22 protein-coding genes are annotated in these 25,202 nt (G+C 61.1%); 7 read left to right on the top strand and 15 right to left on the bottom strand.

Annotated features, from left to right (window positions below):
- Positions 1 to 4: 4 nt before the first annotated feature.
- On the top strand, positions 5 to 1,396 hold the full coding sequence (locus PSH65_RS01820; protein ID WP_305424669.1) for an L-cystine transporter: 1,392 nt from the start codon (positions 5 to 7) through the stop codon (positions 1,394 to 1,396).
- 119 nt (positions 1,397 to 1,515) lie between these two features.
- Here the strand turns inward: PSH65_RS01820 and PSH65_RS01815 are convergent, their stop codons facing one another.
- Positions 1,516 to 2,028, bottom strand: coding sequence for a dihydrofolate reductase (locus tag PSH65_RS01815; protein ID WP_084322472.1), 513 nt, complete (start codon positions 2,026 to 2,028; stop codon positions 1,516 to 1,518).
- 85 nt (positions 2,029 to 2,113) lie between these two features.
- Here PSH65_RS01815 and PSH65_RS01810 point away from each other — a divergent pair, with 85 nt between their 5' ends.
- Positions 2,114 to 3,493 carry a DUF2868 domain-containing protein gene (locus PSH65_RS01810; protein ID WP_305424668.1) on the top strand — a complete coding sequence of 460 codons (1,380 nt, stop codon included), beginning with the start codon at positions 2,114 to 2,116 and terminating at the stop codon, positions 3,491 to 3,493.
- Positions 3,486 to 4,850, top strand: coding sequence for a GTPase/DUF3482 domain-containing protein (locus tag PSH65_RS01805; protein ID WP_305424667.1), 1,365 nt, complete (start codon positions 3,486 to 3,488; stop codon positions 4,848 to 4,850). The genes PSH65_RS01810 and PSH65_RS01805 overlap by 8 nt, the downstream gene beginning before the upstream one ends.
- Positions 4,851 to 4,997: 147 nt before the next feature.
- On the opposite strand, the gene PSH65_RS01800 is transcribed toward PSH65_RS01805, so the two are convergent.
- From PSH65_RS01800 to PSH65_RS01770, 7 genes are all read right to left on the bottom strand, one after another.
- Positions 4,998 to 5,555: a phosphonate degradation HD-domain oxygenase gene (locus PSH65_RS01800; protein ID WP_305424666.1), complete on the bottom strand. Its 558-nt coding sequence runs from the start codon at positions 5,553 to 5,555 to the stop codon at positions 4,998 to 5,000.
- The gene (locus PSH65_RS01795; protein ID WP_305424665.1) at positions 5,555 to 6,688 is read right to left on the bottom strand and encodes a TIGR03364 family FAD-dependent oxidoreductase; all 1,134 of its coding nucleotides are present in this window, start codon (positions 6,686 to 6,688) and stop codon (positions 5,555 to 5,557) included. Before PSH65_RS01795 ends, PSH65_RS01800 begins: the two co-directional genes overlap by 1 nt.
- 124 nt (positions 6,689 to 6,812) lie before the next feature.
- Positions 6,813 to 7,838: a putative 2-aminoethylphosphonate ABC transporter substrate-binding protein gene (locus PSH65_RS01790; protein ID WP_305424664.1), complete on the bottom strand. Its 1,026-nt coding sequence runs from the start codon at positions 7,836 to 7,838 to the stop codon at positions 6,813 to 6,815.
- 32 nt (positions 7,839 to 7,870) lie between these two features.
- A complete protein-coding gene (locus PSH65_RS01785) occupies positions 7,871 to 9,595 on the bottom strand; it encodes a putative 2-aminoethylphosphonate ABC transporter permease subunit (protein ID WP_305424663.1) in 1,725 nt (574 codons plus the stop codon).
- A complete protein-coding gene (locus PSH65_RS01780) occupies positions 9,595 to 10,671 on the bottom strand; it encodes a putative 2-aminoethylphosphonate ABC transporter ATP-binding protein (protein WP_305424662.1) in 1,077 nt (358 codons plus the stop codon). The genes PSH65_RS01785 and PSH65_RS01780 overlap by 1 nt, the downstream gene beginning before the upstream one ends.
- 251 nt (positions 10,672 to 10,922) lie before the next feature.
- Positions 10,923 to 11,786, bottom strand: coding sequence for a LysR family transcriptional regulator (locus tag PSH65_RS01775; protein WP_305424661.1), 864 nt, complete (start codon positions 11,784 to 11,786; stop codon positions 10,923 to 10,925).
- A 16-nt stretch (positions 11,787 to 11,802) separates the two neighbouring features.
- Positions 11,803 to 14,073: a heavy metal translocating P-type ATPase gene (locus tag PSH65_RS01770; protein WP_305424660.1), complete on the bottom strand. Its 2,271-nt coding sequence runs from the start codon at positions 14,071 to 14,073 to the stop codon at positions 11,803 to 11,805.
- An 84-nt stretch (positions 14,074 to 14,157) separates the two neighbouring features.
- Here PSH65_RS01770 and cadR point away from each other — a divergent pair, with 84 nt between their 5' ends.
- Positions 14,158 to 14,607, top strand: a complete 450-nt coding sequence (cadR, locus tag PSH65_RS01765) for a Cd(II)/Pb(II)-responsive transcriptional regulator (RefSeq protein WP_007897786.1) — start codon at positions 14,158 to 14,160, stop codon at positions 14,605 to 14,607.
- A 121-nt stretch (positions 14,608 to 14,728) separates the two neighbouring features.
- Here the strand turns inward: cadR and PSH65_RS01760 are convergent, their stop codons facing one another.
- From PSH65_RS01760 to PSH65_RS01750, 3 genes are all read right to left on the bottom strand, one after another.
- Positions 14,729 to 15,700, bottom strand: coding sequence for a thymidylate synthase (locus PSH65_RS01760; protein ID WP_305424659.1), 972 nt, complete (start codon positions 15,698 to 15,700; stop codon positions 14,729 to 14,731).
- Between the two features lie 64 nt (positions 15,701 to 15,764).
- Positions 15,765 to 16,571, bottom strand: coding sequence for a prolipoprotein diacylglyceryl transferase (gene lgt / locus PSH65_RS01755; protein WP_305424658.1), 807 nt, complete (start codon positions 16,569 to 16,571; stop codon positions 15,765 to 15,767).
- 82 nt (positions 16,572 to 16,653) lie between these two features.
- Positions 16,654 to 17,436, bottom strand: a complete 783-nt coding sequence (locus tag PSH65_RS01750) for a sulfite exporter TauE/SafE family protein (protein WP_305424657.1) — start codon at positions 17,434 to 17,436, stop codon at positions 16,654 to 16,656.
- Positions 17,437 to 17,570: 134 nt separating this feature from the next.
- On the opposite strand from PSH65_RS01750, the gene PSH65_RS01745 reads away from it, so the two are divergent.
- On the top strand, positions 17,571 to 18,317 hold the full coding sequence (locus PSH65_RS01745; RefSeq protein WP_305424656.1) for an NRDE family protein: 747 nt from the start codon (positions 17,571 to 17,573) through the stop codon (positions 18,315 to 18,317).
- A 127-nt stretch (positions 18,318 to 18,444) separates the two neighbouring features.
- On the opposite strand, the gene ptsP is transcribed toward PSH65_RS01745, so the two are convergent.
- Entirely contained in the window at positions 18,445 to 20,724 is a 2,280-nt protein-coding gene (gene ptsP, locus PSH65_RS01740) for a phosphoenolpyruvate--protein phosphotransferase (protein WP_305424655.1), read from the bottom strand.
- A 22-nt stretch (positions 20,725 to 20,746) separates the two neighbouring features.
- On the bottom strand, positions 20,747 to 21,226 hold the full coding sequence (locus PSH65_RS01735) for an RNA pyrophosphohydrolase (protein ID WP_007897732.1): 480 nt from the start codon (positions 21,224 to 21,226) through the stop codon (positions 20,747 to 20,749).
- 144 nt (positions 21,227 to 21,370) lie between these two features.
- Between PSH65_RS01735 and PSH65_RS01730 the strand changes: the two genes are divergently transcribed.
- Positions 21,371 to 22,027 carry an HAD family phosphatase gene (locus tag PSH65_RS01730; RefSeq protein WP_305424654.1) on the top strand — a complete coding sequence of 219 codons (657 nt, stop codon included), beginning with the start codon at positions 21,371 to 21,373 and terminating at the stop codon, positions 22,025 to 22,027.
- Positions 22,028 to 22,148: 121 nt separating this feature from the next.
- Here the strand turns inward: PSH65_RS01730 and PSH65_RS01725 are convergent, their stop codons facing one another.
- Both PSH65_RS01725 and ilvA read right to left on the bottom strand, forming a co-directional pair.
- Complete coding sequence (locus tag PSH65_RS01725; protein WP_305424653.1) at positions 22,149 to 22,577, bottom strand: DUF2269 domain-containing protein; 429 nt, start codon at positions 22,575 to 22,577, stop codon at positions 22,149 to 22,151.
- A 39-nt stretch (positions 22,578 to 22,616) separates the two neighbouring features.
- Positions 22,617 to 24,131, bottom strand: coding sequence for a threonine ammonia-lyase, biosynthetic (gene ilvA / locus PSH65_RS01720; protein ID WP_305424652.1), 1,515 nt, complete (start codon positions 24,129 to 24,131; stop codon positions 22,617 to 22,619).
- Between the two features lie 316 nt (positions 24,132 to 24,447).
- On the opposite strand from ilvA, the gene rpiA reads away from it, so the two are divergent.
- A complete protein-coding gene (gene rpiA / locus PSH65_RS01715; RefSeq protein WP_305424651.1) occupies positions 24,448 to 25,122 on the top strand; it encodes a ribose-5-phosphate isomerase RpiA in 675 nt (224 codons plus the stop codon).
- Positions 25,123 to 25,202 lie beyond the last annotated feature (80 nt).

Raw genomic sequence — 25,202 nt, 5'->3', positions numbered from 1 at the left:
TTTTATGAATCTGCCGCTGATCCTCAATCTGCTGGTGTTCCTCGCCTTGCTCTTTGGCCTGGCGCAAACCCGTCACACCACCTGGAGCCTGGCCAAAAAGGTTCTGCTGGCGCTGGTCCTGGGCGTGATCTTTGGTGTCGCTCTGCACACGATCTATGGTGCGGGCAACCCGGTACTGAAAGCCTCGATCAGTTGGTTCGATCTGGTGGGCAACGGTTACGTGCAGTTGCTGCAAATGATCGTGATCCCGCTGGTGTTCGCCTCGATCCTCAGCGCCGTGGCGCGCCTGCACAACGCTTCGTCGCTGGGCAAGATCAGCTTCCTGACCATCGGCACGCTGCTGTTCACCACCGCTATCGCGGCGCTGATTGGCATCGGTCTGACCAACCTGTTCGACCTTACCGCCGAAGGCCTGGTCGCCGGCACCCAGGAAATGGCTCGCCTGCAAACCATTCAGAGCGACTACGCGGGCAAGGTCGCTGACCTGAATGTGCCGCAACTGCTGCTGTCGTTCATCCCGCAGAACCCGTTCGCCGACCTCGCTCGCGTCAAGCCGACTTCGATCATCAGCGTGGTTATTTTTGCTGCATTCCTTGGGGTCGCAGCGCTGCAACTGCTCAAGGATGATGTCGAGAAAGGTCAGAAAGTGATCAACGCCATCGACACCCTGCAAGCCTGGGTGATGCGTCTGGTACGTCTGGTGATGAAGCTGACCCCGTACGGCGTATTGGCGCTGATGACCAAAGTGGTCGCCGGCTCCAACCTGCAAGACATCATCAAGCTCGGCAGTTTCGTGGTGGTGTCCTATATCGGCCTGGGCTTGATGTTTGTAGTCCATGGCCTGCTGGTGTCGGCGGCTGGAATCAACCCGCTGCGCTTCTTCCGCAAGATCTGGCCGGTGCTGACGTTTGCTTTCACCAGCCGCTCCAGCGCCGCCACCATTCCGCTGAGCATCGAAGCCCAGACCAGCCGTTTGGGTATTCCACAGTCCATCGCCAGTTTCGCCGCCTCGTTCGGCGCGACCATTGGCCAGAACGGCTGTGCCGGTCTGTACCCGGCAATGTTGGCGGTGATGGTCGCGCCGACTGTGGGCATCAACCCGCTGGACCCACTGTGGATCGCGACGTTGGTGGCGATTGTGACGCTGAGTTCGGCCGGCGTGGCCGGGGTCGGTGGCGGCGCGACCTTCGCCGCGTTGATCGTGCTGCCGGCCATGGGTTTGCCGGTGTCACTGGTGGCGTTGCTGATTTCGGTTGAGCCGCTGATTGATATGGGTCGTACGGCGTTGAACGTGAGTGGTTCGATCACGGCGGGTGCGATTACCAGCCAGATGATGCAGCAGACCGATAAAGATCTGCTGGATGCGGATGAGCATGGGGCGTTGGCTCACGTTTAAGATTTTCATCGTCTGAGCGGGCCTCTTCGCGGGCAAGCCCGCTCCCACAGGTTTTTTGGTGCTTACACAATGTGTGTTCCACCTTGATTACTGTGGGAGCGGGCTTGCCCGCGATGCTTTTAGGCTTTTTCCCAGACTTCGAAGTTGTAGGCAGGCTTGTCACCCTCCGCCGGATTCGGAACATTCGACACCAGTTTCCACTGATTCAAATCAAACTCCGGAAACCACGCATCCCCTTCGGGGCTCAGCGCTACGCGCGTCAGATACAACCGATCAGCCTGCGCCAACCCCTGCGCATACAACTGCGCCCCGCCAATCAACATCACCTCATCGACGCCCTGCTCGTTCGCCCATTGCTGAGCGCGAACCACCGCGGCCTCCAGCGACGGATAAACCTCCGCACCTTCCAGCTGCAGATCCGCCTGACGGCTGACCACGATGTTCAGCCGGCCCGGCAGCGGACGACCGAGAGAATCCCAGGTCTTGCGACCCATGATGATCGGCTTGCCGAGGGTGGTGGCCTTGAAGTATTTGAAGTCCCCCGGCAAGTGCCAGGGCATGCTGTTGTCGACGCCGATCACGCGGTTTTCACCGAGGGCTGCGATCAGGCTGAGAGGGAGTGATTTAGTCATGTCGGCGAGGATACCAGAGCCTCCCTTACCCCGATAAGCGTCACAGCGGTTATGCTCACCGCTCAATTAAGCGACGGGATGCCGCGTGACTGAACTGACTCCACTGCAAAGCCTCTGGCTGAGCGAAACCATACGCCTGCGTGAAGAACACGCAGGCCCCTTGGATGATCTGGAAGCCAACCGAATCGCCCGCAGCGCCGGCGGCGACCTGCCGACGCGCATTCAATGCCGCGCCCGGTGGCTGGCCGAGCGCGACGGGCAGACCCGCGCCCTCAAACACTGGCTGCAAGGCGCACGACTGGCGTTGATCGTGCTCGCCGTGCTGGCCGTGATCAGTGGCGCCGGCCTGGCGTTTGCCGCGCTGGGCGACGGCCAGTCCCCGGTCAATGTGTTCTGGGCCTTGGGCAGCCTGCTGGGGCTGAACCTGATTCTGCTATTGAGCTGGGCCCTGGGCCTGGTGTTCGCCGGCGAACAGGGCGCCGCCCTCGGACGCTTGTGGTTGTGGCTCAGTGAAAAACTCGCCCGCGATGCCAACGCCGCGCAACTGGCGCCGGCACTGCTGCTGTTGCTGCAACGGCAGAAACTCAATCGTTGGGCGCTGGGTGTGCTGGTCAACGGATTGTGGTTGCTGGCGATGCTCAGTGCCTTGGTGATGGTGCTGACGCTGATGGCGACCCGGCGCTACGGTTTCGTCTGGGAGACCACCATTCTCGGCGGCGACACCTTCGTCGCCATGACCCAAGCCCTCGGCGCCCTGCCGGCCTTGCTCGGCTTCAGTGTGCCGAGCGTGGAGATGATTCGCGCCAGTGGCGACGCCGCGCTGAACATCGAAAGCGCTCGCCAGGCCTGGGCGGCGTGGCTGGTTGGGGTGCTGCTGGTGTACGGCGTTTTGCCGCGCTTGCTGCTTGCATTGTTCTGCCTGTGGCGCTGGAAAACCGGTCAAGCAGCCCTGCGTCTGGATTTGAACCTGCCCGGCTACGCCCAACTGCGCGAACGGCTGATGCCCACCAGCGAACGCCTGGGCATCAGCGATGCCGCGCCTGCGCAACTTCATCGGGTTGAAAACACTGCCAGCGATCTGCAAAGCGATGGCGCGCTGCTGGTGGCCATCGAGCTGGACGACCAACGCCCGTGGCCGCCGCAGTTGCCGAAAAACGTCAACAACGCCGGCGTCCTCGACAGCCGAGAATCCCGGCACAAACTGCTCGAACAGCTGAGTCGTTTTCCCCCGGCTCGTCTGGCCATCGCCTGTGACCCACGGCGTTCGCCGGACCGTGGCAGCCTGGCGCTGATTGCCGAACTGGCTCGCAGCGCTACCGCCACCCGTGTGTGGTTGCTGCAAGCGCCGCCCGGCGAAGCGCTGGATGCCGAACGCCTGGGCGACTGGCATGTTGCGCTACAGCAACTGGACCTGCCATTCGCCGATTGCGCGCCATTGAACTGGCTGGAGACGGGTCATGATTAATCCCCTGAAACTCGCTGTGGTCGGCCACACCAACGTCGGTAAAACCTCGTTGCTGAGAACGCTGACGCGAGATGTCGGCTTCGGCGAAGTGTCCCATCGCCCCAGCACCACTCGCCACGTCGAAGGCGCGCGATTGTCGGTAGACGGCGAGCCGTTGCTTGATCTCTTCGACACTCCAGGCCTGGAAGATGCCATCGCCCTGCTCGACTACCTTGAGCGCCTGGAGCGACCCGGCGAACGCCTCGACGGCCCGGCACGATTGGCGCGTTTTCTGGAGGGTAGCGAAGCCCGGCAGCGCTTCGAACAGGAAGCCAAGGTGCTGCGGCAACTGCTCGCCTCGGACGCCGGCCTCTATGTGATCGACGCCCGGGAGCCGGTGCTGGCCAAGTACCGCGACGAACTGGAAGTGTTGGCCAGTTGCGGAAAGCCGCTGCTGCCGGTGCTGAATTTTGTCAGCAGCGCCCAGCATCGCGAACCGGATTGGCGTGAAGCCCTGGCGCGATTGGGCTTGCATGCATTGGTGCGTTTCGACAGCGTCGCCCCGCCGGAGGATGGCGAGCGTCGACTCTATGAAAGCCTCGCGCTGCTGCTGGAAAACTCCCGCGAACAGCTGGAGCGCTTGATCGCCGACCAGCAGGCCCAACGCCTGGCCCGTCAGCAAAGTGCAGCGCGGCTGATTGCCGATTTATTGATCGATTGCGCCGCCTGCCGCCGCAGTGTGGTCAGCGAGGCGGCGCAGGAACAGCAAGCGATCAGCGAACTGCGCAAAGCTGTGCGTCAGCGTGAACAACGCTGCGTCGAGGCCTTGCTCAAGCTCTATGCCTTCCGCCCACAAGACGCGGCGGCCAGTGAACTGCCGCTACTTGATGGCCGCTGGGGCGATGACCTGTTCAACCCGGAAACTTTGAAACAGCTCGGTGTGCGGGTCGGCGGCGGTATCGCGGCTGGCGCGGCGGCCGGAGCCGGTGTCGATTTGCTGGTGGGTGGCCTGACCCTCGGCGCCGCAGCACTGGCCGGAGCGATTGCCGGCGGCGCCCTGCAAACTGCCCGCAGCTACGGCAGCCGGCTGCTGGGCAAGATCAAAGGGCAGCGCGAACTGACCGTCGACGACGGCGTGCTACGACTGTTGGCCTTGCGCCAGCGGCAACTGCTGCAGGCCCTGAATTCCCGTGGGCACGCGGCGATGGACAGCATTCAGGTCGCCACGCCGCAAGACAAAACCTGGCGCGAAGGCAAACTGCCGGAAGCGCTGAACAAGGCGCGGGCGCATCCGCAGTGGTCGTCGCTTAATCCGAATTCGAAGTTGAGTCAGGGGGAGCGGCAGGAGCAGGTTGAGGTGTTGGCGCAACAACTTTAAAGACCCGCAATCTGCGGTGTCAGCTCTGGCCTCATCGCGGGCAAGCCCGCTCCCACAAGGTCTTGGGTGATACAGAAATTGTATGAACACCGAAGATCCCTGTGGGAGCGGGCTTGCCCGCGATGGGCGCGACTCGGTTGTGAAACTTTACTCTGCCAACAGCCGCAACGCCTTTTCCTTCAAGATGCCCAGATCCATCACCGGCACCCACATCTCCTTGGCCAACTCATCCCACTGACGCATCCGCAAACTGACGGCACACAACGGATCCTGCTCGAACGCCTCGGCCTCGGTAGCCGTCATCACCCCGCCCTGATACTCAAGCGTGCGCCGACTGGCTTCGCTCAAACGCTCGTAGTACCCAGACTCTTTGAGCGTCAGATAACGCTTGGCCTGCACGTGATATTCCACCAGCCACGCCATGCGTTCGCTGAAGCCAGCGCGGCGTAAATAATCAGCGCCCAGTCGCTCGTGGCTGACGATCCCAAAACCACCCATGTTCTCGGCACCCACGGCGCAGAGGTGCCCGATGTCGTGAAAGAACGCCGCCAGCACCACTTCATCATCGAAGCCCTCGGCCATCGCCAGTTCGGCGGCTTGCGACATGTGCTCGATCTGCGACACCGGTTCGCCGATGTAATCGTTGTCGCCAAAACGCTCGTACAGACCGAACACCTTTGCGATCACTTGCTCATGGTGGTCCATCAACTGTCTCCCAATAAGGTCGCGACGTTACGCTCAGCCAGCGCCGGCCCGACGCTCATGCCGACACCGGTGTGCATCAGCGCCACGCTCACACCTGGCATCGGCCGCAGAAAGGAGAACGGCCCCGGCCCGCGTGAACCATAGACGCCCTGCCAGCGTTCGACCACTTGCACCTTGCAGCCCAACGTCTGCTCGGCCAGTTCAATCATCCAGTCATCCACCTGCTCGGCATTGAACGGTGATGGATCGCTGCCGTAATGGTGGGAGTCGCCGATGATCAATTCACCGTAAGGCGTCGGACTGATCAGCAGGTGAATGCCGTTTTCATGCAGATGGGGTGCGTCGCGCAGAATCTGCGCCCGTATCGCGGCGGCTTCCGGCAAATCGGCGAAGGCGCCGTAATGCACGCAACTCAGACCGGTGAGCAGCGCGTGTTGCAGGTTGAGGTTGATCTGCGGGCGGGCGCGGAGCATTTGCAGACGGCAGATTTGCGGATCCAGTTCGGCAATCGGCTCGGCCAGCAAGGTTTGATAATCGTGGCCGGAGCAAACGATGATCTGCTCGGCGCTGAAGGTACCGGCGGTGCTGTGCAAGCGCCCCGGTTCGATGTCGCGCACCAGCGTGGAGAAATGAAACTCGACGCCCAACTCGCAACGCAGGTAGTCGATCAACGCCGGAATCGCTTCGCGGGAATACAGCTGCTGGTCGTCCATGCCGTGCAACGCGGCGCGGTGATGGCTGAACTGGCCACCGTATAAATCGCGCAATGCCGCACCGCGCAGCAGCTCGACGCGGTAACCGTGCTCCATGGCGCGACCGGCGCAGAAGGCTTCCAGCAGGTGCTCTTCCGCTTCGGTGCGGGCGAACAGGTATAAGCCGTTGCGCTTGAGTTGCAGGCCGACAAGTTCTGCCCATTGGCCCCAGATGTCGCGGCTGGCCCTGGCCAATTCGAGCATCGGCCCTGGTGGCTGGCCGGTGACCAGTGCCTGGCCGAAGTTACGCACCGACGCGCCGAGCGGCGTTTCGCTGCGTTCGAAAACGGTGACTTTCAGACCGCGTCTGGCAGCAGCATAGGCGTGGGACAGGCCGAGAATGCCGGCGCCGACGATTAGCATGTCGTTGTGGTGTGTCATGGGGATTTGTCCCTGAATTTGAGACCGCTATCGCGGGCAAGCCCGCTCCCACAGGTTTTGTGAACGCCACAGACCCTGTGGGAGCGGGCTTGCCCGCGATGGGGCCCTGTCAGCCTACGAAGATTTACTTGGCAGCCACTTTCTCGGACTTACCGTCATAGCGCTTGCGCCACTCGGTCAGGATCTGGTCGCGATTCTTCGACGCCCAGGCAAAGTCGTTCTTGATCAAACGCTGCTCGTAGTCGGCCGGCAGTTCAGTCTGCGGCTTGGCGATACCCGGTTGCGCGAGCACTGCGAAGTTCTCTTTATAGAGCTCCATCGCCGCCGGGCTCGCGGAGAAGTCAGCCAGCTTCTTCGCCGCGTCTTCGTGCGGTGTGCCTTTGATCACGGCGGTGGCTTCGATCTCCCAGCCCAGGCCTTCTTTCGGCAGGATGATGTCCAGCGGCGCACCCTGGCGCTTCAACTGAACGGCCGGGTATTCGAAGGAAATACCGATCGGGAATTCGCCGGCGGCGGCGAGTTTGCATGGCTTGGAACCGGAGTGAACGTACTGGCCGATGTTCTGGTGCAAGTCGTCCATGTACTGCCAGCCCTGCTTCTCGCCGAAGGTTTGCAGCCAGGCGCTGACGTCGAGGAAACCGGTGCCGGACGAGGCCGGATTGGGCATGACGATCTTGCCTTTGTACTCAGGCTTGGTCAGGTCCTGCCAGCTCACGGGTTTGCTCAAACCCTGCTTTTCGGCCTCGACGGTGTTGAAGCAAATGGTCGCCGCCCAGACGTCCATGCCTACCCAGGCTGGCGGGTTAGCGGCGTCGCGATAGTTGCCGCCGATCTTGCCGAGGTCCTTTGGTGCATAGCTTTGCAGCATGCCTTGCTGATCGAGGATCGCCAGGCTCGACGCTGCCAGCCCCCAAACTGCGTCAGCTTGCGGACGGGCTTTTTCGGCCAGGAGCTTGGCGGTGATGATGCCGGTGGAATCGCGCACCCATTTGATCTCGACATCCGGGTTGGCCTTTTCAAAGGCCTCTTTGTAGGTCTTCAGTTGTTCGGCTTCGAGGGCGGTGTACACCGTCAACTCGGTTTTTGCCGCGTAAGCGTTCAGGCTGAAAGCGGTGAGGACAGCAGCGGCCAGGGCCAAAGGCTTGAACATGGTGCAATTCCTGTGTGAGTTGAAGGTGTGAATCAAAGACCGGGCGCGGTCTGCCGCCAGGCCTGGGAGCGACGCAACAAACCGCGCGAGGCCCAGGCCAGCAGCAGGGACACGCCCGCCGAGGTGAACAGAATCAGGGTCGACATCGCCGCCGCGCCGCCGACGTTGCCGGCGTCGTCCATGTTCAGCACCGCCACCGCCGCGAGGATGGTGTCGGGGCTGTAGAGGAAGATCGCCGCCGAGACGGTGGTCATGGCCGAGACGAACAGGTAGCGCACGATGTCCAGCAACGCCGGCAGGCAGATCGGCACGGTGACCCGCAGGTAGTGCCGGTACAGCGGCGCCTTGAGCGACAGCGCGGCAGCTTCGAACTCGGCATCGAGTTGGCGCAGCGCGGTGGTGGCGGTCATTTGCGCAGTGGTCAAATAGTGAGCAATGGTGCAGACCACCAGCAGGGTCATGGTCCCGTAGAGCACATGCAACGGGTTGCCGCTGAGGTTGAAGAAGAAGACGTAACCCAGCCCCAGCACCAGACCCGGCACCGCCATCGGGACGAAACTGAGCATGCGCAGTGTCAGATTCAATCCGCGCTGGCCCTTGGTTTTTTCCATCAGGTAAGCACCGGTGAAGATCAGCACGCTGCCGATCAACGCCGTACACAACGCCATCTTCACGCTGTTGCCGTAGGCCAGCCAGCCGCCGCCCGCCGTGTCGTTGAACTGGTAATGGTTGAGCGACAGCGACAGGTTGTACGGCCAGAATTTCACCAGCGACGAGTACACCGCCATGCCGAACACCAGCAGCAATGCCGCGCAGATCAACAGCACGATGGCCAGGTAGCAGCCGTCCCGCAGTTTTGACGCCGCCGGTTGAAAGACCTGCGCCCGACCGCTCATGGAGTCGCCGTGACGCCGACGCAGCCAGGCATCAACGCCGAAGCTGAACAGCGCCGGCAGCAGCAAGACCATGCCGATCAGCGCACCGCGACCGAATTGTTGCTGGCCGACCACGGCTTTGTAAGCTTCCAGCGCCAGCACTTGGTAGTCGCCACCGACCACCACGGGCACGCCGAAGTCGGTGATGGTCAAGGTGAACACCAGACAGAACGCCGCGAACACTGCCTGACGGGTCGCCGGCCAGGTGATGCTACGAAAGGCTTTCGCCGGGCTGGCGCCCATGCTTGAAGCAGCATCGAACAGTCGCGCGTCCGCCAGGGACAACGCTGACAGCAAAATCATCAAGGCGTGTGGGAAGGTGTAGATGACCTCGCCCAGAACAATGCCCCAGAAGCCGTAGATATTGTCCGAGAGCAAACCGCGCAACATGCCCTGATTGCCGAACAGGTAAACCAAAGCGATCCCCGGCAGCATCGACGGCGCCATTAGTGGCAATAGCGACATGCCGCGCCAAATGCCTTTACCGGGAATCAGCGTACGTTGCAGAGCGTAGGCAAACAGATAAGCCAACGGTACGACAATGGCCGCGACGCTGAGAGAGACTTTCAGGCTGTTGCCCAGCAGCCAGTGGAAATTGGCGCTGGTCAGCAGTTCGCGAGCGGCGATCAGACCGCCACCCTGTCCAGCTTCGGAGCTGAAACCACGCCAGAAAATCGCCAGCAATGGCATCAACACCGCGACGCCGAGCAATCCCAGCAGCAGGATTTTGCCGCCGACTACGAACAGCCGGTCGCCGATCTCGGCACGGGAGGTCTGCCGAACCTGCTTGTGCGGTATCGGCAGCGCGACGTTCGCGCTCATCAGGCAAACACCTGCAGGCTGCGCGGCGGCAAGGCGACCATGATCTGTTGGGCACCGAGACGCGGCATGGCTTCCGGTGCCAATTCCGCCAGTAGCGCATGGCCCGGCAGTTGATCGAGTTCGAAGCTCATGCGGCAGCGGTTGCCGAGAAAGGTGATCTCGCGAACCTTCGCCGGGAACAGGTTTTCTTCATGCACCGACGGGTTGACGTTGATGGCCTCGGGGCGGCAGAACAAACGGCCCGAGGCGGTTTTAGCGCTGCCTTCGGCCAGGCGCATGTTCATCCCGCCAACCTGGGCATGACTGTCGCTGCTCCGGTGGAATGGCAGCCAGTTACCCTGACCGACGAACTCCGCCACAAAGGGTGTGGCCGGGCGGTCGTAGATTTCCTGCGGCGTGGCGTACTGCTCGACCTTGCCGTTGTTCATCACGGCGATGCGGTCGGCCATCAGCATGGCTTCGTCCTGATTGTGGGTAACCATCAGGGTGGTGATGCCGAGATTGCGCTGCAATTGGCGTAACTCGGTGCACAGATGCTCGCGGACCCGGGCGTCGAGCGCCGACATCGGTTCGTCCAACAGCAACAAGGACGGTGCCGGCGCCAAGGCTCGAGCCAGTGCGACACGTTGCTGCTGACCGCCGGATAACTGGCCAGGGTATTTTTTCTCACTGCCGATCAGGCCGACCAGTTCCAGCATCTGACCGACGCGCTGGCGCACTTCATCGCGACCACTGCCGGCGAGGCCGTAGGCGATGTTCGCCTCGACGCTAAGATTGGGGAACAGCGCGTAGGACTGGAAGAGAATGCCGTAGTCCCGTGCCTGAGGTGCCAGGTGGGAAACTTCGCGATCGCCGAGGTACAACTCGCCACTGTCTTGTTTCTCAAGGCCGGCGATGCAGCGCAGCAAGGTGGTTTTGCCACAGCCCGACGGCCCCAACAGGCACACCAGTTCACCGGCCGCCACGTCGAGGGAAACGTTATCCAGCGCGGTGAACGCGCCGAAGCGTTTCTGCACGCCGCGCACTTTCATCGGCGCGCCGGGGTTGGTCAGGGCAGTTGCGATCGAGTGGTTCATGGGCAGGCCTCATCAAGCAGATGAGGGCCATCCTAGGTTTGCAATGCGTCGGTCATGTGGCAGTGAGGCAAAAACGGCCGATAGTGGTATTCGGGGATTTGGGTTGAAGTCATGCTGTGACTGAACTGACGCCATCGCGGGCAAGCCCGCTCCCACAAGGACAGGTTGTGCTACTCAGATTATGTTCACACCACGGAAACACTGTGGGAGCGGGCTTGCCCGCGATGAGGCCAGTACAGGCAATGGAGATTTCAGGCCGGAGCCATTTCCTGCGCTAACCCCAGAAACGCCGCCGGCAGCCGCGCACCTTTTCGCTCCTTGAGGCAGTACAGATATTCAGGAATCTGCGGCGCATTCTCGATGGTCAGCACCCGCAATTGCGGATCGTGAGGCACTTCCTGCCGAGCAATGATGCTGATACCAATGTTGCGCAATACCGCCTCTCGAATCGACTCACGGCTACCAATCTCCAGCAACGGTCCAAAACTCACCCCCGCGCTGGCCAGCAATTCTTCGGTCAAACGCCGGGTGGTCGAGCCTGATTCACGCATCAACAAGGTGTGCCCCGCCAATGCACTGAGCGGTACATGATCATGCACCGCCAGCGGATGATGGCGGTGCACCGCCAGCACCAGCGGATCGCTGCCGAGCACCCGGCGAATCAGCCGCGCATCGTCCAGTAACTGTGAAGATGCGGCGACATCGACCCGATAATCCTCCAGCGCTTCGAGCACCTGTTGAGAATTGCCAATTTCCACCGACACCTCCACCTGCGGCAAACGTTCGCGAAAGGTCTTCACCAGATCGAGAATGTAATACGGCGCCGTGGCAGCGATGCGCAACGTGCCCTGGACCTGACCACTGTTGCGCAGGAAAAACTCGATGTCGGCTTCCTGCTGCAACAGCGCCTTGACCATCGGCAGCAACCGCGCGCCTTCGTCGCTGACGCTGAGGCGGCGACCGCCACGATAGAACAGTTCAACCGAGTACTGGCTTTCCAGATGCCGAATCTGGGTCGTCACCGTCGGCTGGCTCAGGCCGAGCTTTTTCGCCGCCAGGGTAATGCTGCCCAACCGGGCAACCATGTAAAACGCCTTCAGCTCGGCACTCAGCACACCCTTTCCTCATCGCTTATTTACGCAACAGGCGCAAACCATTGAACACCACCAACAGGCTCACGCCCATGTCGGCGAACACCGCCATCCACATGGTGGCGATCCCGGCGAAGGTTACCCCAAGAAAGATCGCTTTGATGACCAATGCCAGGGCGATGTTCTGTTTGAGGATATTGGAGGTCTGCCGCGACAGGCTGATGAAGGCCGGGATCTTGCGCAGATCGTCGTCCATCAGGGCGACATCGGCGGTTTCGATGGCGGTGTCGGTCCCGGCGGCCGCCATGGCAAAACCGATCTCGGCCCGCGCCAGTGCCGGGGCGTCATTAATGCCGTCGCCGACCATCCCGACCCGATGGCCTTGGGCATACAGCGCTTCGATGGCTTGCAGCTTCTCGGTTGGCAACAGATCGCCCTGTGCCTGATCGATGCCCACGTGGGCGGCGATGACTTGGGCAGTGTGAACGTTGTCGCCGGTCAGCATCAGGGTTTTGATGCCCAGCTCATGTAACTGCCGGATCGCTTCGCGGCTGGACGCTTTCACGGTGTCCGCGACGGCAAACAGCGCCAAGGGACCCGACTTGTCGAGCAACAGCACCACCGACTTGCCCTGTTTTTCCAGAGCAAACAGTTTCTCTTCCAGCGCTGGAGAACACAGGCCCAAATCTTCCACCAAGCGGTGGTTGCCCAAGTGGTAGAGCTCACCGTTAATCTCGCCGCGCACACCGCGACCGGCCAGGGCTTCGAAGTTATCCACAGTCAGTGGTGCGCGTTGGTTATCCACAACTGCCGCATTGGCGATAGCCAGCGACACCGGATGATCCGAGCGACCAGCCAGTGCCGCCGCAATGGCCGGAGCTATTCCATCAGCGGTTGGGTCGAGGGACAAATAATCGGTCTGCACCGGTTTGCCGTGAGTGAGGGTGCCGGTCTTGTCGAGGGCCAGGTAATCGAGTTTGTGGCCGTGCTCCAGATAGACGCCGCCCTTGATCAAGATCCCTTTGCGCGCCGCTGCCGCGAGGCCGCTGACAATGGTCACCGGGGTGGAAATCACCAACGCGCACGGGCAGGCGACTACCAGCAGCACCAGCGCCCGGTAGATCCAGTCGAACCACAGCGCATCCATGAACAGCGGCGGGATCACTGCCACGGCCAGGGCCAGGATGAACACCGCCGGGGTGTAGATTTTCGAGAAGGCGTCGACGAAACGCTGGGTCGGAGCGCGTGCCCCCTGAGCCTGTTCCACAGCGTGGATAATCCGCGCCAGGGTCGAATTGTTCGCCGCCGCGGTTACCGTGTATTCCAACGAACCAGACTGGTTGATGGTGCCGGCGAACACTTTGTCGCCGATGGTTTTCTCCACCGGCAGGCTTTCACCGGTGATCGGCGCCTGATCGATGGTCGAGTTGCCGGACAGCACTTCGCCGTCCAGACCGATCCGCTCGCCGGGACGCACCCGCACCCGCGCACCCAGTTCGATGTTTTTAACCGGTTGGGCGACCCAGCTGCCGTCGGCCTGCTGCACCGTGGCCTGCTCGGGGGCCATCTGCATCAGCCCGCCGATGGCGTTGCGCGCCCGGTCCAGAGACCTGGCTTCGATCAACTCGGCCACGGTGAACAGAAACATCACCATCGCCGCTTCCGGCCATTGGCCGATCAGGATCGCGCCGGTCACTGCGATGCTCATCAGCGCGTTGATGTTCAGGTTGAGGTTTTTCAGGGCGATCCAGCCCTTTTTGTAAGTGCTGAGGCCACCGCTGAGGATCGAGATCAGCGCGATAACTGCCACCACCCAGTTTGGTGCCGCATCGGTGAAGTGGATAAACTCGGCGGCCAGCGCGCCGACGCCGGACAGCGCCAGCGGCCACCAGGGCTTTTTCGCAGGTACAGGGCTCGACGCTGGCGCTTCAACGCCCTGCTCCATCGGCTCGGCGTGCATGCCGAGGGACTTGATTGCGTCGATGATCGGCATGGTGCTTGGCAGGTCATGGGTCACGCCCAGCACCCGATTGATCAGGTTGAATTCCAGTTGCTGCACACCCGAAAGCTTCCCGAGTTTGTTCTGGATCAGCGTCTGCTCGGTCGGGCAGTCCATTGCCTCGATGCGAAAGCTGCTCAGCCGCGCACCGGCGGTCGGCGTCTCGCTCAACTTGATCAGCGACGGCGCTGCTGCTTTGGAGGAACAGCAGGAATCCCCGTGGCCGTCATGGCTGTGCTTCTGCACAGGCTGCAGCTTGTGGCTGTGATCGTGCCCGGCCTCGGGTTTGTGGGTGTGAAGAGAATCGCTCATTGGTCGCGTCCATGAAGGTGCCTGTTGCCAAGTAAAGACCCTGTAGCCACTATAGGGTCAAGCACCCTTTTGGAGATTGTCGCGATGAAAATAGGAGAGCTGGCGAAACTCACCGACTGCGCCGTGGAAACCATCCGTTACTACGAGCGCGAAAACCTGCTGCCGGAGCCGGCCCGCAGCGACGGCAATTACCGCGTCTACACCCAGGCCCACGCCGAGCGCCTGACCTTCATCCGCAACTGCCGCACGCTGGACATGACCCTCGAGGAAATCCGCAGCCTGCTGGCCCTGCGCGACAGCCCGCAGGATCAATGCGAAAACGTCAACGCGCTGATCGACGAACACATCCACCATGTGAAGGCGCGTATCGATGGTTTGCTGGCCTTGCAGACACAACTGCTCGACCTGCGCCAACGCTGCAGCGAAGGGCCGGATATCGATCAATGCGGGATTTTGCAGCGGTTGGAAGTGAGTGGCGGGGTTGTGGCGACGGAGGTTGAGCATTCCCATGTCGGGAGAAGTCATGGGCATTAGCAACACCACAAAACCTTGTGGGAGCGGGCTTGCCCGCGATAGCGGTTTGTCAGTCACATCAATGTTGGATGTGACGCCGTCATCGCGGGCAAGCCCGCTCCCACAGGTTTAGTGGCGAGCTTTAGACCGCCATCGGCGCGGTCATCGGCGCGTGGTGCTCATAGCCTTCCAGCGAGAAGTCACTCGGTTCGATCAACTCCAGCCACTCCGGCTGATAAACACCGGTCTTGGCAAACTCCGGCACCCGGTCGCTAATCACCAGTTTCGGCATCGGGAACGGCTCGCGCTTGAGCTGTTCGTTGAGCATGTCCAGGTGGTTCTCGTAGACGTGGGCATCGCCGATGAAATAGGTGAACCAGCGCGGTGTGTAACCGGTCAGGCGACCGATCAGGCTGAGCAGCGCGGCGCCTTCGGTGAGGTTGAACGGCGTGCCCAGGCCCAGGTCGTTGGAGCGGATGTAGAGGGTCAAAGAGATCTCTTTGGTCTCGACATTCGGGTGGAACTGGTACAGCAAGTGGCACGGCGGCAGGGCCATTTCGTCGAGCTGGGCGACGTTCCAGCCGTGGAACAGGATGCGACGGCTGCCTGGATCCTTGATGATGGTGTCGACGCACTGGCGGATCTGGTCGATCGCCTTGTACAGCACCACATAAGCCTCGCCGTCTTCTTCGCCTTCGGCAATCTGACGATAACCCTGGCTCAGGGTCTGCTCGATGGCGGCCTGATTGCTGACCGGGATCTGCTTGTACGCCGGCCATTTGCGCCATTGCACGCCGTAGATCTCGCCGAGGTCGTCTTCGCCCTGACGGAACGGGTTGGCCAGCCACTGGGCGTTTTCGTTGGCGTTCTGGTCCCAGACCTTGCAGCCCAGCGCACGGAATTCGGCGGCGTTGTTCACCCCGCGCAGAAAACCGCACATCTCGCCGATGGCCGATTTGAAGGCCATCTTGCGGGTGGTGATTGCCGGAAAACCTTCCTGCAGATCGAAGCGCAGCATCGCGCCCGGAAAGCTGATGGTGTTCACGCCGGTGCGGTTGGCCTGTTTGGTGCCGTTCTTGATGACGTGGGCGACCAATTCGAGATATTGCTTCATGAATTACCTGTGTCCTTGAACCCGGGGCCAAAACCCCGGGGTTCGAATTTATAGCGCCTGCGCTTTATACAGCCGCCGCGGGGGCCGCCGGGGCGCGTCGATAAGCCAGCCAGATCAGGAACAGCCCGCCGACAATCATCGGTACGCACAACACTTGGCCCATGGTCAGCCAGTTCCAGGCCAGATAACCCAGTTGCGCATCCGGCACGCGAACGAATTCGACGATGAAGCGGAAGATGCCATAGAACAGCGCGAACATCCCGGACACCGCCATGGTCGGCCGCGGCTTGCGCGAGAACAGCCAGAGGATCGCGAACAGCGCCAGGCCTTCCAGCGCGAACTGGTACAGCTGCGAAGGATGACGCGCCAGTTGCGCCGGATCGGTCGGGAAAACCATCGCCCACGGCACGTCGGTCGCCTTGCCCCACAACTCGGCGTTGATGAAGTTGCCAATGCGCCCGGCACCCAGGCCAATCGGCACCATCGGCGCGACGAAGTCCATCAGCTGGAAGAACGACTTGTCGTTCTTTTTACCGAACCACAGCGCCGCCAGCATCACACCGATAAACCCGCCGTGGAACGACATGCCGCCCTTCCACACTTCGAAGATCAGAGTCGGGTTGGCCAGATAGGCGTTCAGATCGTAAAACAGCACATAACCCAAGCGGCCGCCGACGATGACACCCATCGACATCCAGAACACCATGTCGGAGAGTTTCTCCTTGGTCCAGGTCGGGTCGAAGCGATTCAGCCGGCGTGACGCCAGCCACCACGCACCGCCGATGCCGATCAGGTACATCAGGCCGTACCAGTGGATTTTCAGCGGACCGATGGCCAGGGCCACCGGGTCGATCTGCGGGTAAGGCAGCATTGCGACTCCTCGTTAGAGTTGAAACCTTCAAATTCCCGGGCGACGCTGTCACGCCAGGATTAAGCCAGGATTGCGCTACGCGTCAGAGCAAGAAGCTCAAGCCGACGCAAAACAGCAAAGCGGCAAACAATCTTTTCAGCAAGCGCGGCGACAGCGTGTGGGCCAGTCGCGCACCGAGGCGGGCGAAAACCATGCTGGTCAGGGCAATCCCCAGCAGCGCCGGCAAATAAACAAAACCGAGACTATGGGCCGGCAGCAGTGGATCGTGCCACCCCAAAATCATGAAACTTAATGCACTGGCCAAGGCGATTGGCAGGCCACAGGCCGACGAAGTGGCCACCGCCTGCTGCATCGGTACGCTGCGCCAGGTCAGGAACGGCACGGTCAACGAACCGCCGCCAATCCCGAAAATCGCCGAGGCCCAGCCAATGACACTACCAGCCACGGTCAGACCGACTTTTCCCGGTACCGTTCGGCTGGCCTTGGGCTTGAAGTCCAAAGCGAGTTGAACGGCAATGATCAGCGCAAATACACCAATGATCTTCTGCAAATTCGGCCCGGAAATCGCTTCGGCAGTCAGCGCGCCGAAACCGGCACCGAGCAGAATGCCAAGGGTCATCCAGGCAAAAATCGGCCAACGCACAGCGCCACGGCTATGGTGCTCGCGAACCGAATTGATCGACGTAAAGATGATCGTCGCCAGGGAGGTGCCGACGGCCAGATGCGTCAAAATCGATGCATCGAACCCCTGCAAGGTGAAACTGAACACCAGCACCGGGACGATAATGATCCCGCCACCCACCCCGAACAGCCCGGCCAGCACGCCGGCACAGGCGCCCAGCGCCAGATAAAGCAGAAATTCCATGTCCGCATCCCCAGTCATCCCAAAACAGGAGCGGCATGGTAACGGATGCATGGCCTCGGGCTCCACTGCGGATGGCGATGGATCGATGAGCGATGTCTGCGTAGAGTGAGCAAAAAACACACAAGGACCACCTTATGTGCCTGATTGTTTTTGCCTGGCGGCCGGGTCATGCCCAGCCGCTGATCGTGGCGGCCAACCGCGACGAATTCTATGCCCGACCCAGCCTGCCCCTGACGCAATGGCCGCAAGCCCCGCACGTGTATGCCGGTCGCGACCTTGAAGCTGGCGGTACGTGGCTCGGTGTCGGCGCCAACGGGCGTTTCGCCGCGCTGACCAACATCCGTGATCCCCTTCAACCGCCAGCGCCCAAGTCGCGAGGTGAACTGGTGGCGCAGTTTCTCAGCGGGAACATGTCGATTGACGAATATTTAAAGGACATTGTCGGACGTTCGCCTCAATATGCCGGATTTAATCTGTTGGTCGGCAATACCCACGAGCTTTGGCACTTCAATGCCCGGGAGACCGAGGCGGTCATGCTCCAACCGGGCATTTATGGGTTATCGAACGCGGGGCTGGATACACCGTGGCCAAAAGTGCTCAAGGCCAAGGCAGCATTGAGCGAGGTGTTGGGCGATCCGCAGCCGCAGGCGTTATTGGCCTTGCTGAGCGACCCGCAGACGGCGCCGCTTGCCGAGTTGCCGGACACGGGTGTGGGACAGGCTACCGAGACGTTGTTGTCGAGTGTGTTTATCAAGAGCCAGGCTTATGGGACACGGGCGAGCACGGCGTTGATTGTTCAGGCGGACGGGGTGCGGCATATGGTCGAAAGGAGTTTCGGGCCGTATGGAGGGCATCTTGGGGAAGTAGAGATTTTGGTTTAGGCGGCGCCTGGCCTGACGTCATCGCGGGCAAGCCCGCTCCCACAAGGTTCTGCTGTGTGGCATAGACAGCATTCACACCAGAGATCCCTGTGGGAGCGGGCTTGCCCGCGATGGGGCCATTGAATGTTTAAAGGGTCTTGACCGAAGCCGGATTAATCATCCGCGCCAACCCAAGGTTCTTCAGCGCCAGTTGCAGCGAGCTGTGGATAACTTGCGGGTTGTCGATGGTCATCAGTTCCGCCAGCAATTCCTTGGCCTTGCTCAGGTTGATCTGACGCAGCATCCACTTCACTTTCGGCAAGTTGGTGGCGTTCATCGACAAGCTGTCGAAACCCATCGCCATCAACAACACCGCCGCCGCCGGGTCACCGGCCATTTCACCGCAGATACTCACGGGCTTGCCTTCTGCATGGGCATCGCGCACCACGCTCTGCAACGCCTGCAACACCGCCGGGTGCAGGTAGTCGTAGAGATCGGCCACCCGCGGGTTGTTGCGGTCCACGGCCAGCAGGTACTGGGTCAGGTCGTTGGAGCCGACCGACAGGAAGTCCACTTGTCGGGCAAGCTCCTTGGTCTGATACACCGCCGCCGGAATCTCGATCATCACGCCAATCGGCGGCATCGGCACGTCGCAGCCTTCGTCGCGGACTTCGCCCCAGGCTCGGTGAATCAGGTGCAGGGCTTCTTCCAGCTCGTGGGTGCCGGAGATCATCGGCAGCAGAATCCGCAGGTTGTTCAAGCCTTCGCTGGCCTTGAGCATGGCGCGGGTCTGCACCAGGAAAATTTCCGGGTGGTCGAGCGTGACGCGAATACCGCGCCAGCCGAGAAACGGGTTGTCTTCCTTGATCGGGAAGTACGACAGCGACTTGTCGCCGCCGATGTCCAGACTGCGCATGGTCACTGGCTGCGGGTGGAACGCGGCGAGTTGCTCGCGATAGATCGCCAGCTGCTCTTTTTCACTCGGGAAGCGCTGGTTGATCATGAACGGCACTTCGGTGCGGTACAGACCCACGCCTTCGGCACCGCGCTTCTGCGCCCGCGCCACGTCCGCCAGCAAGCCGGTGTTGACCCACAGCGGCATGCGATGACCATCGACCGTTACGCACGGCAGGTCCCGCAATGCGTCCAGCCCCAGGGCCAGTTGCTTCTCTTCCTCGACCACATCGGCGAACTGCTTGCGCAGCACGTCACTCGGGTTGGTATAGACCTCACCGTGGTAGCCGTCGACGATCATCTGGATGCCGTCGACCTTGGAGTACGGCAAGTCGACCAGGCCCATCACCGTCGGGATACCCATGGCACGCGCCAGGATCGCCACGTGGGAGTTGCCGGAACCGAGTACCGATACCAGACCCACCAGCTTGCCTTCCGGCACCTCGCCGAGCATTGCCGGCGTCAGTTCTTCGCTGACCAGAATGGTGTTGTCGGGGTAGACCAGCGTCTGCTGCCGCTCTTCCTGCAGATAAGCCAGCAAGCGCCGACCGAGGTCTTTGACGTCCGAGGCGCGCTCACGCAGGTAGGCGTCGTCCATCAATTCGAAACGGTTGACGTGTTCAGTGACCACCTGACGCAATGCGCCCTGCGCCCACTGACCGGTCTTGATCACCGTGGTGATTTCGCTGCCGAGCGAGGCATCGTCGAGCATCATCAGGTAAACGTCGAACAGCGCCCGCTCTTCAGGCCGCAGCTGGGTCGCCAGCTTGGCGGACAAGGCACGCATGTCGGCGCGTACGCCTTCGATGGCGGTCTTGAACAGGCCAAGTTCCGCGTTGATGTCGGTGATGGTCTTGTCCGGCACCACGTCCAGATCGGCCGGCGGCAGCATGACGACCGCGGTTCCGACCGCCGCGCCCGGCGAACCCGGTACACCGACGAACTTTGCTTCCTGGATACCTTTGCCCTGACGGCCCAGCCCACGGATCGAACCGGTGGCCTCGGCGTGGGCGATAACGCCGGCAAGTTGCGCGCTCATGGTCACGAGGAAGGCTTCTTCACCTTCATCGAACTGGCGGCGTTCTTTTTGCTGAATGACCAACACGCCGACAACGCGACGGTGGTGAATGATCGGCGCCCCGAGGAACGAAGCGTAGCGTTCTTCACCGGTCTCGGCGAAGTAACGGTAGCGCGGGTGATCCGCGGCGTTTTCGAGGTTCAGGGGTTCTTCACGCGTGCCGACCAGGCCGACCAGACCTTCGTTGGGTGCCATGCTGACCTTGCCGATCGAGCGCTTGTTCAAGCCCTCGGTGGCCATCAGCACGAAGCGGTTGGTCTCTGGGTCAAGCAGGTAGACCGAGCAGACCTGGCTGCCCATGGCCTCTTTGACGCGCAACACAATAATCCCCAACGCCGCCTTGAGATCCTTGGCGGAGTTAACTTCCTGGACGATCTTGCGCAGCGTATTGAGCATGGCTCGGGGTCGAACTCCGTCGTCAGTCGCGCGCTAAAAGGCGCGGGGCAAGCTCTTTGAGAGCGCGGCGATAAACCTCGCGCTTGAATGTCACCACCTGGCCCAACGGATACCAATAACTGACCCAGCGCCAGCCATCGAATTCCGGTTTACCGGTCAAATCCATCCGCACCCGCTGCTCGTTGGAGATCAGGCGCAGGAGAAACCATTTCTGCTTCTGGCCGATGCACAGCGGTTGGCTGTGCGTCCTGACCAAACGTTGCGGCAAACGATAACGCAACCAGCCCCGGGTGCAGGCGAGAATTTCAACATCTTCGCGCTCCAGGCCCACTTCTTCGTTCAACTCGCGGTACAAGGCGTCTTCTGGCGTCTCCTGGGGGTTGATCCCTCCCTGTGGAAACTGCCAGGCATCTTGATTGATTCGGCGAGCCCATAGCACCTGGCCGGCATCATTCGTCAGAATGATCCCGACATTGGGGCGGAAACCATCGGGGTCGATCACGGCAACAACCTCGCAAACGCATGTCGCCGCATTGTTCCACAAAGGTTGTGAAAGCAGCAACGAGCCGACCTACCTTATGTGCACTCTTGTGAAAAGTCCGTATTCTTGAAACCTTTCTACAGACTTTTTCAGCGAGTAACTGCAATGCGGCTGGCTTTATTCGACTTGGACAACACGCTTCTGGGCGGTGACAGTGACCACGCCTGGGGCGACTATCTGTGCGAACGCGGTTTTCTCGACGCCGTCGCCTACAAGGCACGCAACGACGAGTTCTATCAGGATTACCTGGCCGGCAAGCTGGATAACGACGCGTACCTGAACTTCTGCCTTGAAGTGCTTGGCCGCACCGAGATGGCCACGCTGGATGAATGGCACCTGGACTACATGCGCGACTGCATCGAGCCGATCGTGCTGCCCAAGGGCCTCGAACTGTTGGCCAAACACCGTGACGCCGGCGACAAGCTGGTGATCATCACCGCCACCAACCGCTTTGTGACCGGGCCGATTGCAGCACGTTTAGGCGTGGAGACCCTGATCGCCACCGAATGCGAAATGATCGGCGGCCGGTACAGTGGGCGCAGCACTGATGTCCCGTGCTTTCGTGAAGGCAAGGTGACCCGGTTGAACCGTTGGCTGGAGGAGACTGGCCACAATCTGCAAGACAGCTATTTCTACAGCGACTCGATGAATGACCTGGCGTTGCTGGAGCAGGTGGCGAATCCGATTGCTGTTGATCCGGATCCTAATCTGCGGGCCGAGGCTGAGAAGCGGGGCTGGCCGGTGATTTCGTTGCGCGATTGAGATCGCCATCGCGGGCAAGCCCGCTCCCACAGGGATCTCTGCTGTAAATGCTATCTATGTCACACAGCAAAACCTTGTGGGAGCGGGCTTGCCCGCGATTGGGTCAACTCGGCCTGAAGCCTTAAACCGGCTTGGCCCCCATCAACCCCGCAATGGCGATAAAGCAGACAAAGCTGAACAACGCCAACGCAAACGTAAACTTCCCATTTCCCCCAGCGGGCGCCTTGCGCAGCCGATTGAGCCGCACCAGCAGCCAGAACCAGCCCAGCGCCGCCACGGTGTAGAGCACACTGGAAGCCAGCAACCAGGTCTGCCCCAGCGGCCAGCCCACCAGATGCACCATCCACCAGCCGGTGAACGGCATGCTCAGCAATGCCAGGCCCATCACTAGCCAGATGAACACCAGCGGTCGCTGCAAGGTACGGGTGTGAGCCGTCGCGTCGCCGTTACGGCGCGTGCGCCAGACCCAGATCGCCAGCCCCAGCGCGCTCATCAACAGCAACACCGTCGCCACGCCATGAGCGATTTTGAGGGCGGTTAACGTTTCCATTGTTCGATTTCCTTATGACTTGCTCGTCAGCGTAGCCGCTCAGCCGAGAAACAGCTGATAAGCCGGATTGTCGCTTTCGTCCCAGTATGGGTAGCCGATTTCTTCCAGCGCGGCCGGTACCAGATGACGCTCGTCGTGCGGCACTTGCAGGCCCGCGACCACACGGCCATCGGCCGCGCCGTGGTTGCGGTAGTGGAACATCGAAATGTTCCAGCGCCCGCCGAGCTTGTTGAGGAAGTTGAACAACGCACCCGGACGCTCCGGGAACTCGAAGCGCAGCACCACTTCATCGACCACATGGACAGCACGCCCGCCGACCATGTGGCGGATGTGTAACTTGGCCAGTTCGTTGTCGGTCAGGTCGAGTACCGGGAAACCCTGCTCGGTGAGACTGGCGAGCAGCGCACTGCGCGGGTCGTTTTCCGGGTGCGTCTGCACGCCGACAAAGATGTGCGCTTCGCTGCCGGTGTTGTAGCGGTAATTGAATTCGGTGATCTGGCGCTTGCCGATGGCTTCGCAGAACGCCTTGAAGCTGCCCGGTTTCTCGGGAATGGTCACGGCGATGATGGCTTCGCGGCCCTCGCCCAGTTCGGCACGCTCGGCGACATGACGCAGGCGGTCGAAGTTGACGTTGGCACCGGAATCGATGGCCACGAAAGTATGCCCCGTAACACCGCGTTGCTCGACATACTTCTTGATCCCGGCCACGCCCAAGGCGCCGGCAGGTTCAGTGATCGAGCGGGTATCGTCGTAGATATCCTTGATTGCCGCACAGATCTCGTCAGTGCTGACCGTGATGACCTCGTCAACGTAGTCTTTGCAGATATCGAAGGTATGCTGACCGATTTGCGCCACCGCGACGCCGTCGGCAAACAGCCCCACGGTCGGCAACACCACGCGCTCGCCAGCCGCCATGGCGGCTTGCAGGCAGTTGGAGTCATCCGGTTCGACGCCGATGATTTTGATGTCCGGGCGCAGGTATTTCACATACGCCGCGATGCCGGCGATCAGGCCGCCGCCGCCCACTGGAACGAAAATCGCATCCAGACGCCCCGGGTGCTGGCGCAGAATCTCCATGGCCACCGTGCCCTGCCCGGCAATGGTGTGGGGGTCATCGTAAGGGTGAATGTAGACGTAGCCTTTTTCGTCGACCAGTTTCAGCGAGTAGGCCAGGGCTTCCGGGAACGAATCCCCGTGCAGCACCACTTTTCCGCCACGCGAACGCACACCTTCGACCTTGATCTCGGGGGTGGTCTTGGGCATCACGATGGTCGCCTTCACGCCCAATACCTTGGCCGCCAGGGCCAGGCCTTGCGCATGATTGCCCGCCGACGCGGTGACCACGCCGCGAGCACGTTCTTCATCGCTCAATTGCGTCAACTTGTTGTAGGCGCCACGAATCTTGAACGAGAACACCGGCTGCAAGTCTTCACGCTTGAGCCAGATTTCATTACCCAGCCGCTCGGAGAGCTGGCGGGCAGTCTGCAATGGGGTTTCTACGGCAACGTCATAAACGCGCGAGGTGAGGATCTTTTTGACGTACTGTTCGAGCATCGGAAAGCATCACTGAGCGGGTTGGGCAGGGCCAAGGAGTCTAACCCGGCTTTTGGGCGGGCGACCATACGAATCAAGAGGTTTTAGGTTCACCAGGGAGGATCATGACATTTGTAGGAGCGAGGCTTGCCCGCGAAGAGGTCTTAACATCCAACATAAATGTTGGCGGTTAGATCGCTTTCGCGGGCAAACCTCGCTCTACAGGTACAGGAATCGTGCGATGTGCGCATTTGACCCGCCAATCGGGCAATGACCTTCCCCATCGCGAAGCCTATAATGCCGGCCTTTCGTCCCCTTTCGGCACTTCGGAGCCCGCATGACCCAGGATCAACTCAAACAGGCCGTAGCCCAGGCCGCCGTCGACTTCATCCTCCCGAAACTCGACGACAAGAGCATCGTCGGGGTCGGCACCGGCTCCACCGCCAACTGCTTCATCGATGCCCTGGCCAAGCACAAAGGCGCGTTCGATGGCGCGGTCGCCAGTTCCGAAGCCACCGCCGCCCGCCTCAAGGGCCATGGCATTCCGGTGTATGAGCTCAATACTGTCAGCAACCTTGAGTTCTACGTCGACGGCGCCGATGAAAGTGACGAGCACCTGCACCTGATCAAGGGCGGCGGCGCGGCCCTGACCCGCGAGAAGATTGTTGCGGCCGTGGCCAAGACTTTCATCTGCATCGCCGACGCCAGCAAACTGGTGCCGGTCCTCGGTGCCTTCCCGCTGCCGGTGGAAGTGATCCCGATGGCCCGCAGCCACGTGGCCCGCGAACTGGTGAAGCTCGGCGGTGACCCGGTTTACCGTGAAGGCGTTCTGACCGACAACGGCAACATCATTCTCGACGTATTCAACATGCAGATCACCAACCCGGTGGAGTTGGAAACACAGATCAATGCCATCGTCGGCGTGGTCACCAACGGTTTGTTCGCAGCCCGCCCGGCTGATCTTCTGCTGCTGGGGACGAGTGAAGGCGTGAAAACCCTGCGCGCCCAATAAATCAGACACACAGATAAACCTGTGGGAGCGGGTTTGCCCGCGATGAGGCCGTCCCATTCAACATCATTGTTGAAGGACAG

Origin of the sequence: Pseudomonas sp. FP603 (assembly GCF_030687415.1) — a bacterium.
GTDB lineage: Bacteria > Pseudomonadota > Gammaproteobacteria > Pseudomonadales > Pseudomonadaceae > Aquipseudomonas > Aquipseudomonas wuhanensis.
This window is presented reverse-complemented; position numbering and strand designations above follow the sequence as displayed.

Excerpts from the sequence above, each read along its gene's own strand:
- PSH65_RS01820 (WP_305424669.1), top strand. The coding sequence starts at position 5 with ATGAATCTGCCGCTGATCCTCAATCTGCTGGTGTTCCTCGCCTTGCTC.
- PSH65_RS01815 (WP_084322472.1), bottom strand. The coding sequence starts at position 2,028 with ATGACTAAATCACTCCCTCTCAGCCTGATCGCAGCCCTCGGTGAAAAC.
- PSH65_RS01805 (WP_305424667.1), top strand. The coding sequence starts at position 3,486 with ATGATTAATCCCCTGAAACTCGCTGTGGTCGGCCACACCAACGTCGGT.
- PSH65_RS01800 (WP_305424666.1), bottom strand. The coding sequence starts at position 5,555 with ATGGACCACCATGAGCAAGTGATCGCAAAGGTGTTCGGTCTGTACGAG.
- PSH65_RS01795 (WP_305424665.1), bottom strand. The coding sequence starts at position 6,688 with ATGACACACCACAACGACATGCTAATCGTCGGCGCCGGCATTCTCGGC.
- PSH65_RS01790 (WP_305424664.1), bottom strand. The coding sequence starts at position 7,838 with ATGTTCAAGCCTTTGGCCCTGGCCGCTGCTGTCCTCACCGCTTTCAGC.
- PSH65_RS01785 (WP_305424663.1), bottom strand. The coding sequence starts at position 9,595 with ATGAGCGCGAACGTCGCGCTGCCGATACCGCACAAGCAGGTTCGGCAG.
- PSH65_RS01780 (WP_305424662.1), bottom strand. The coding sequence starts at position 10,671 with ATGAACCACTCGATCGCAACTGCCCTGACCAACCCCGGCGCGCCGATG.
- PSH65_RS01770 (WP_305424660.1), bottom strand. The coding sequence starts at position 14,073 with ATGAGCGATTCTCTTCACACCCACAAACCCGAGGCCGGGCACGATCAC.
- cadR (WP_007897786.1), top strand. The coding sequence starts at position 14,158 with ATGAAAATAGGAGAGCTGGCGAAACTCACCGACTGCGCCGTGGAAACC.
- PSH65_RS01760 (WP_305424659.1), bottom strand. The coding sequence starts at position 15,700 with ATGAAGCAATATCTCGAATTGGTCGCCCACGTCATCAAGAACGGCACC.
- lgt (WP_305424658.1), bottom strand. The coding sequence starts at position 16,571 with ATGCTGCCTTACCCGCAGATCGACCCGGTGGCCCTGGCCATCGGTCCG.
- PSH65_RS01750 (WP_305424657.1), bottom strand. The coding sequence starts at position 17,436 with ATGGAATTTCTGCTTTATCTGGCGCTGGGCGCCTGTGCCGGCGTGCTG.
- PSH65_RS01745 (WP_305424656.1), top strand. The coding sequence starts at position 17,571 with ATGTGCCTGATTGTTTTTGCCTGGCGGCCGGGTCATGCCCAGCCGCTG.
- ptsP (WP_305424655.1), bottom strand. The coding sequence starts at position 20,724 with ATGCTCAATACGCTGCGCAAGATCGTCCAGGAAGTTAACTCCGCCAAG.
- PSH65_RS01730 (WP_305424654.1), top strand. The coding sequence starts at position 21,371 with ATGCGGCTGGCTTTATTCGACTTGGACAACACGCTTCTGGGCGGTGAC.
- PSH65_RS01725 (WP_305424653.1), bottom strand. The coding sequence starts at position 22,577 with ATGGAAACGTTAACCGCCCTCAAAATCGCTCATGGCGTGGCGACGGTG.
- ilvA (WP_305424652.1), bottom strand. The coding sequence starts at position 24,131 with ATGCTCGAACAGTACGTCAAAAAGATCCTCACCTCGCGCGTTTATGAC.
- rpiA (WP_305424651.1), top strand. The coding sequence starts at position 24,448 with ATGACCCAGGATCAACTCAAACAGGCCGTAGCCCAGGCCGCCGTCGAC.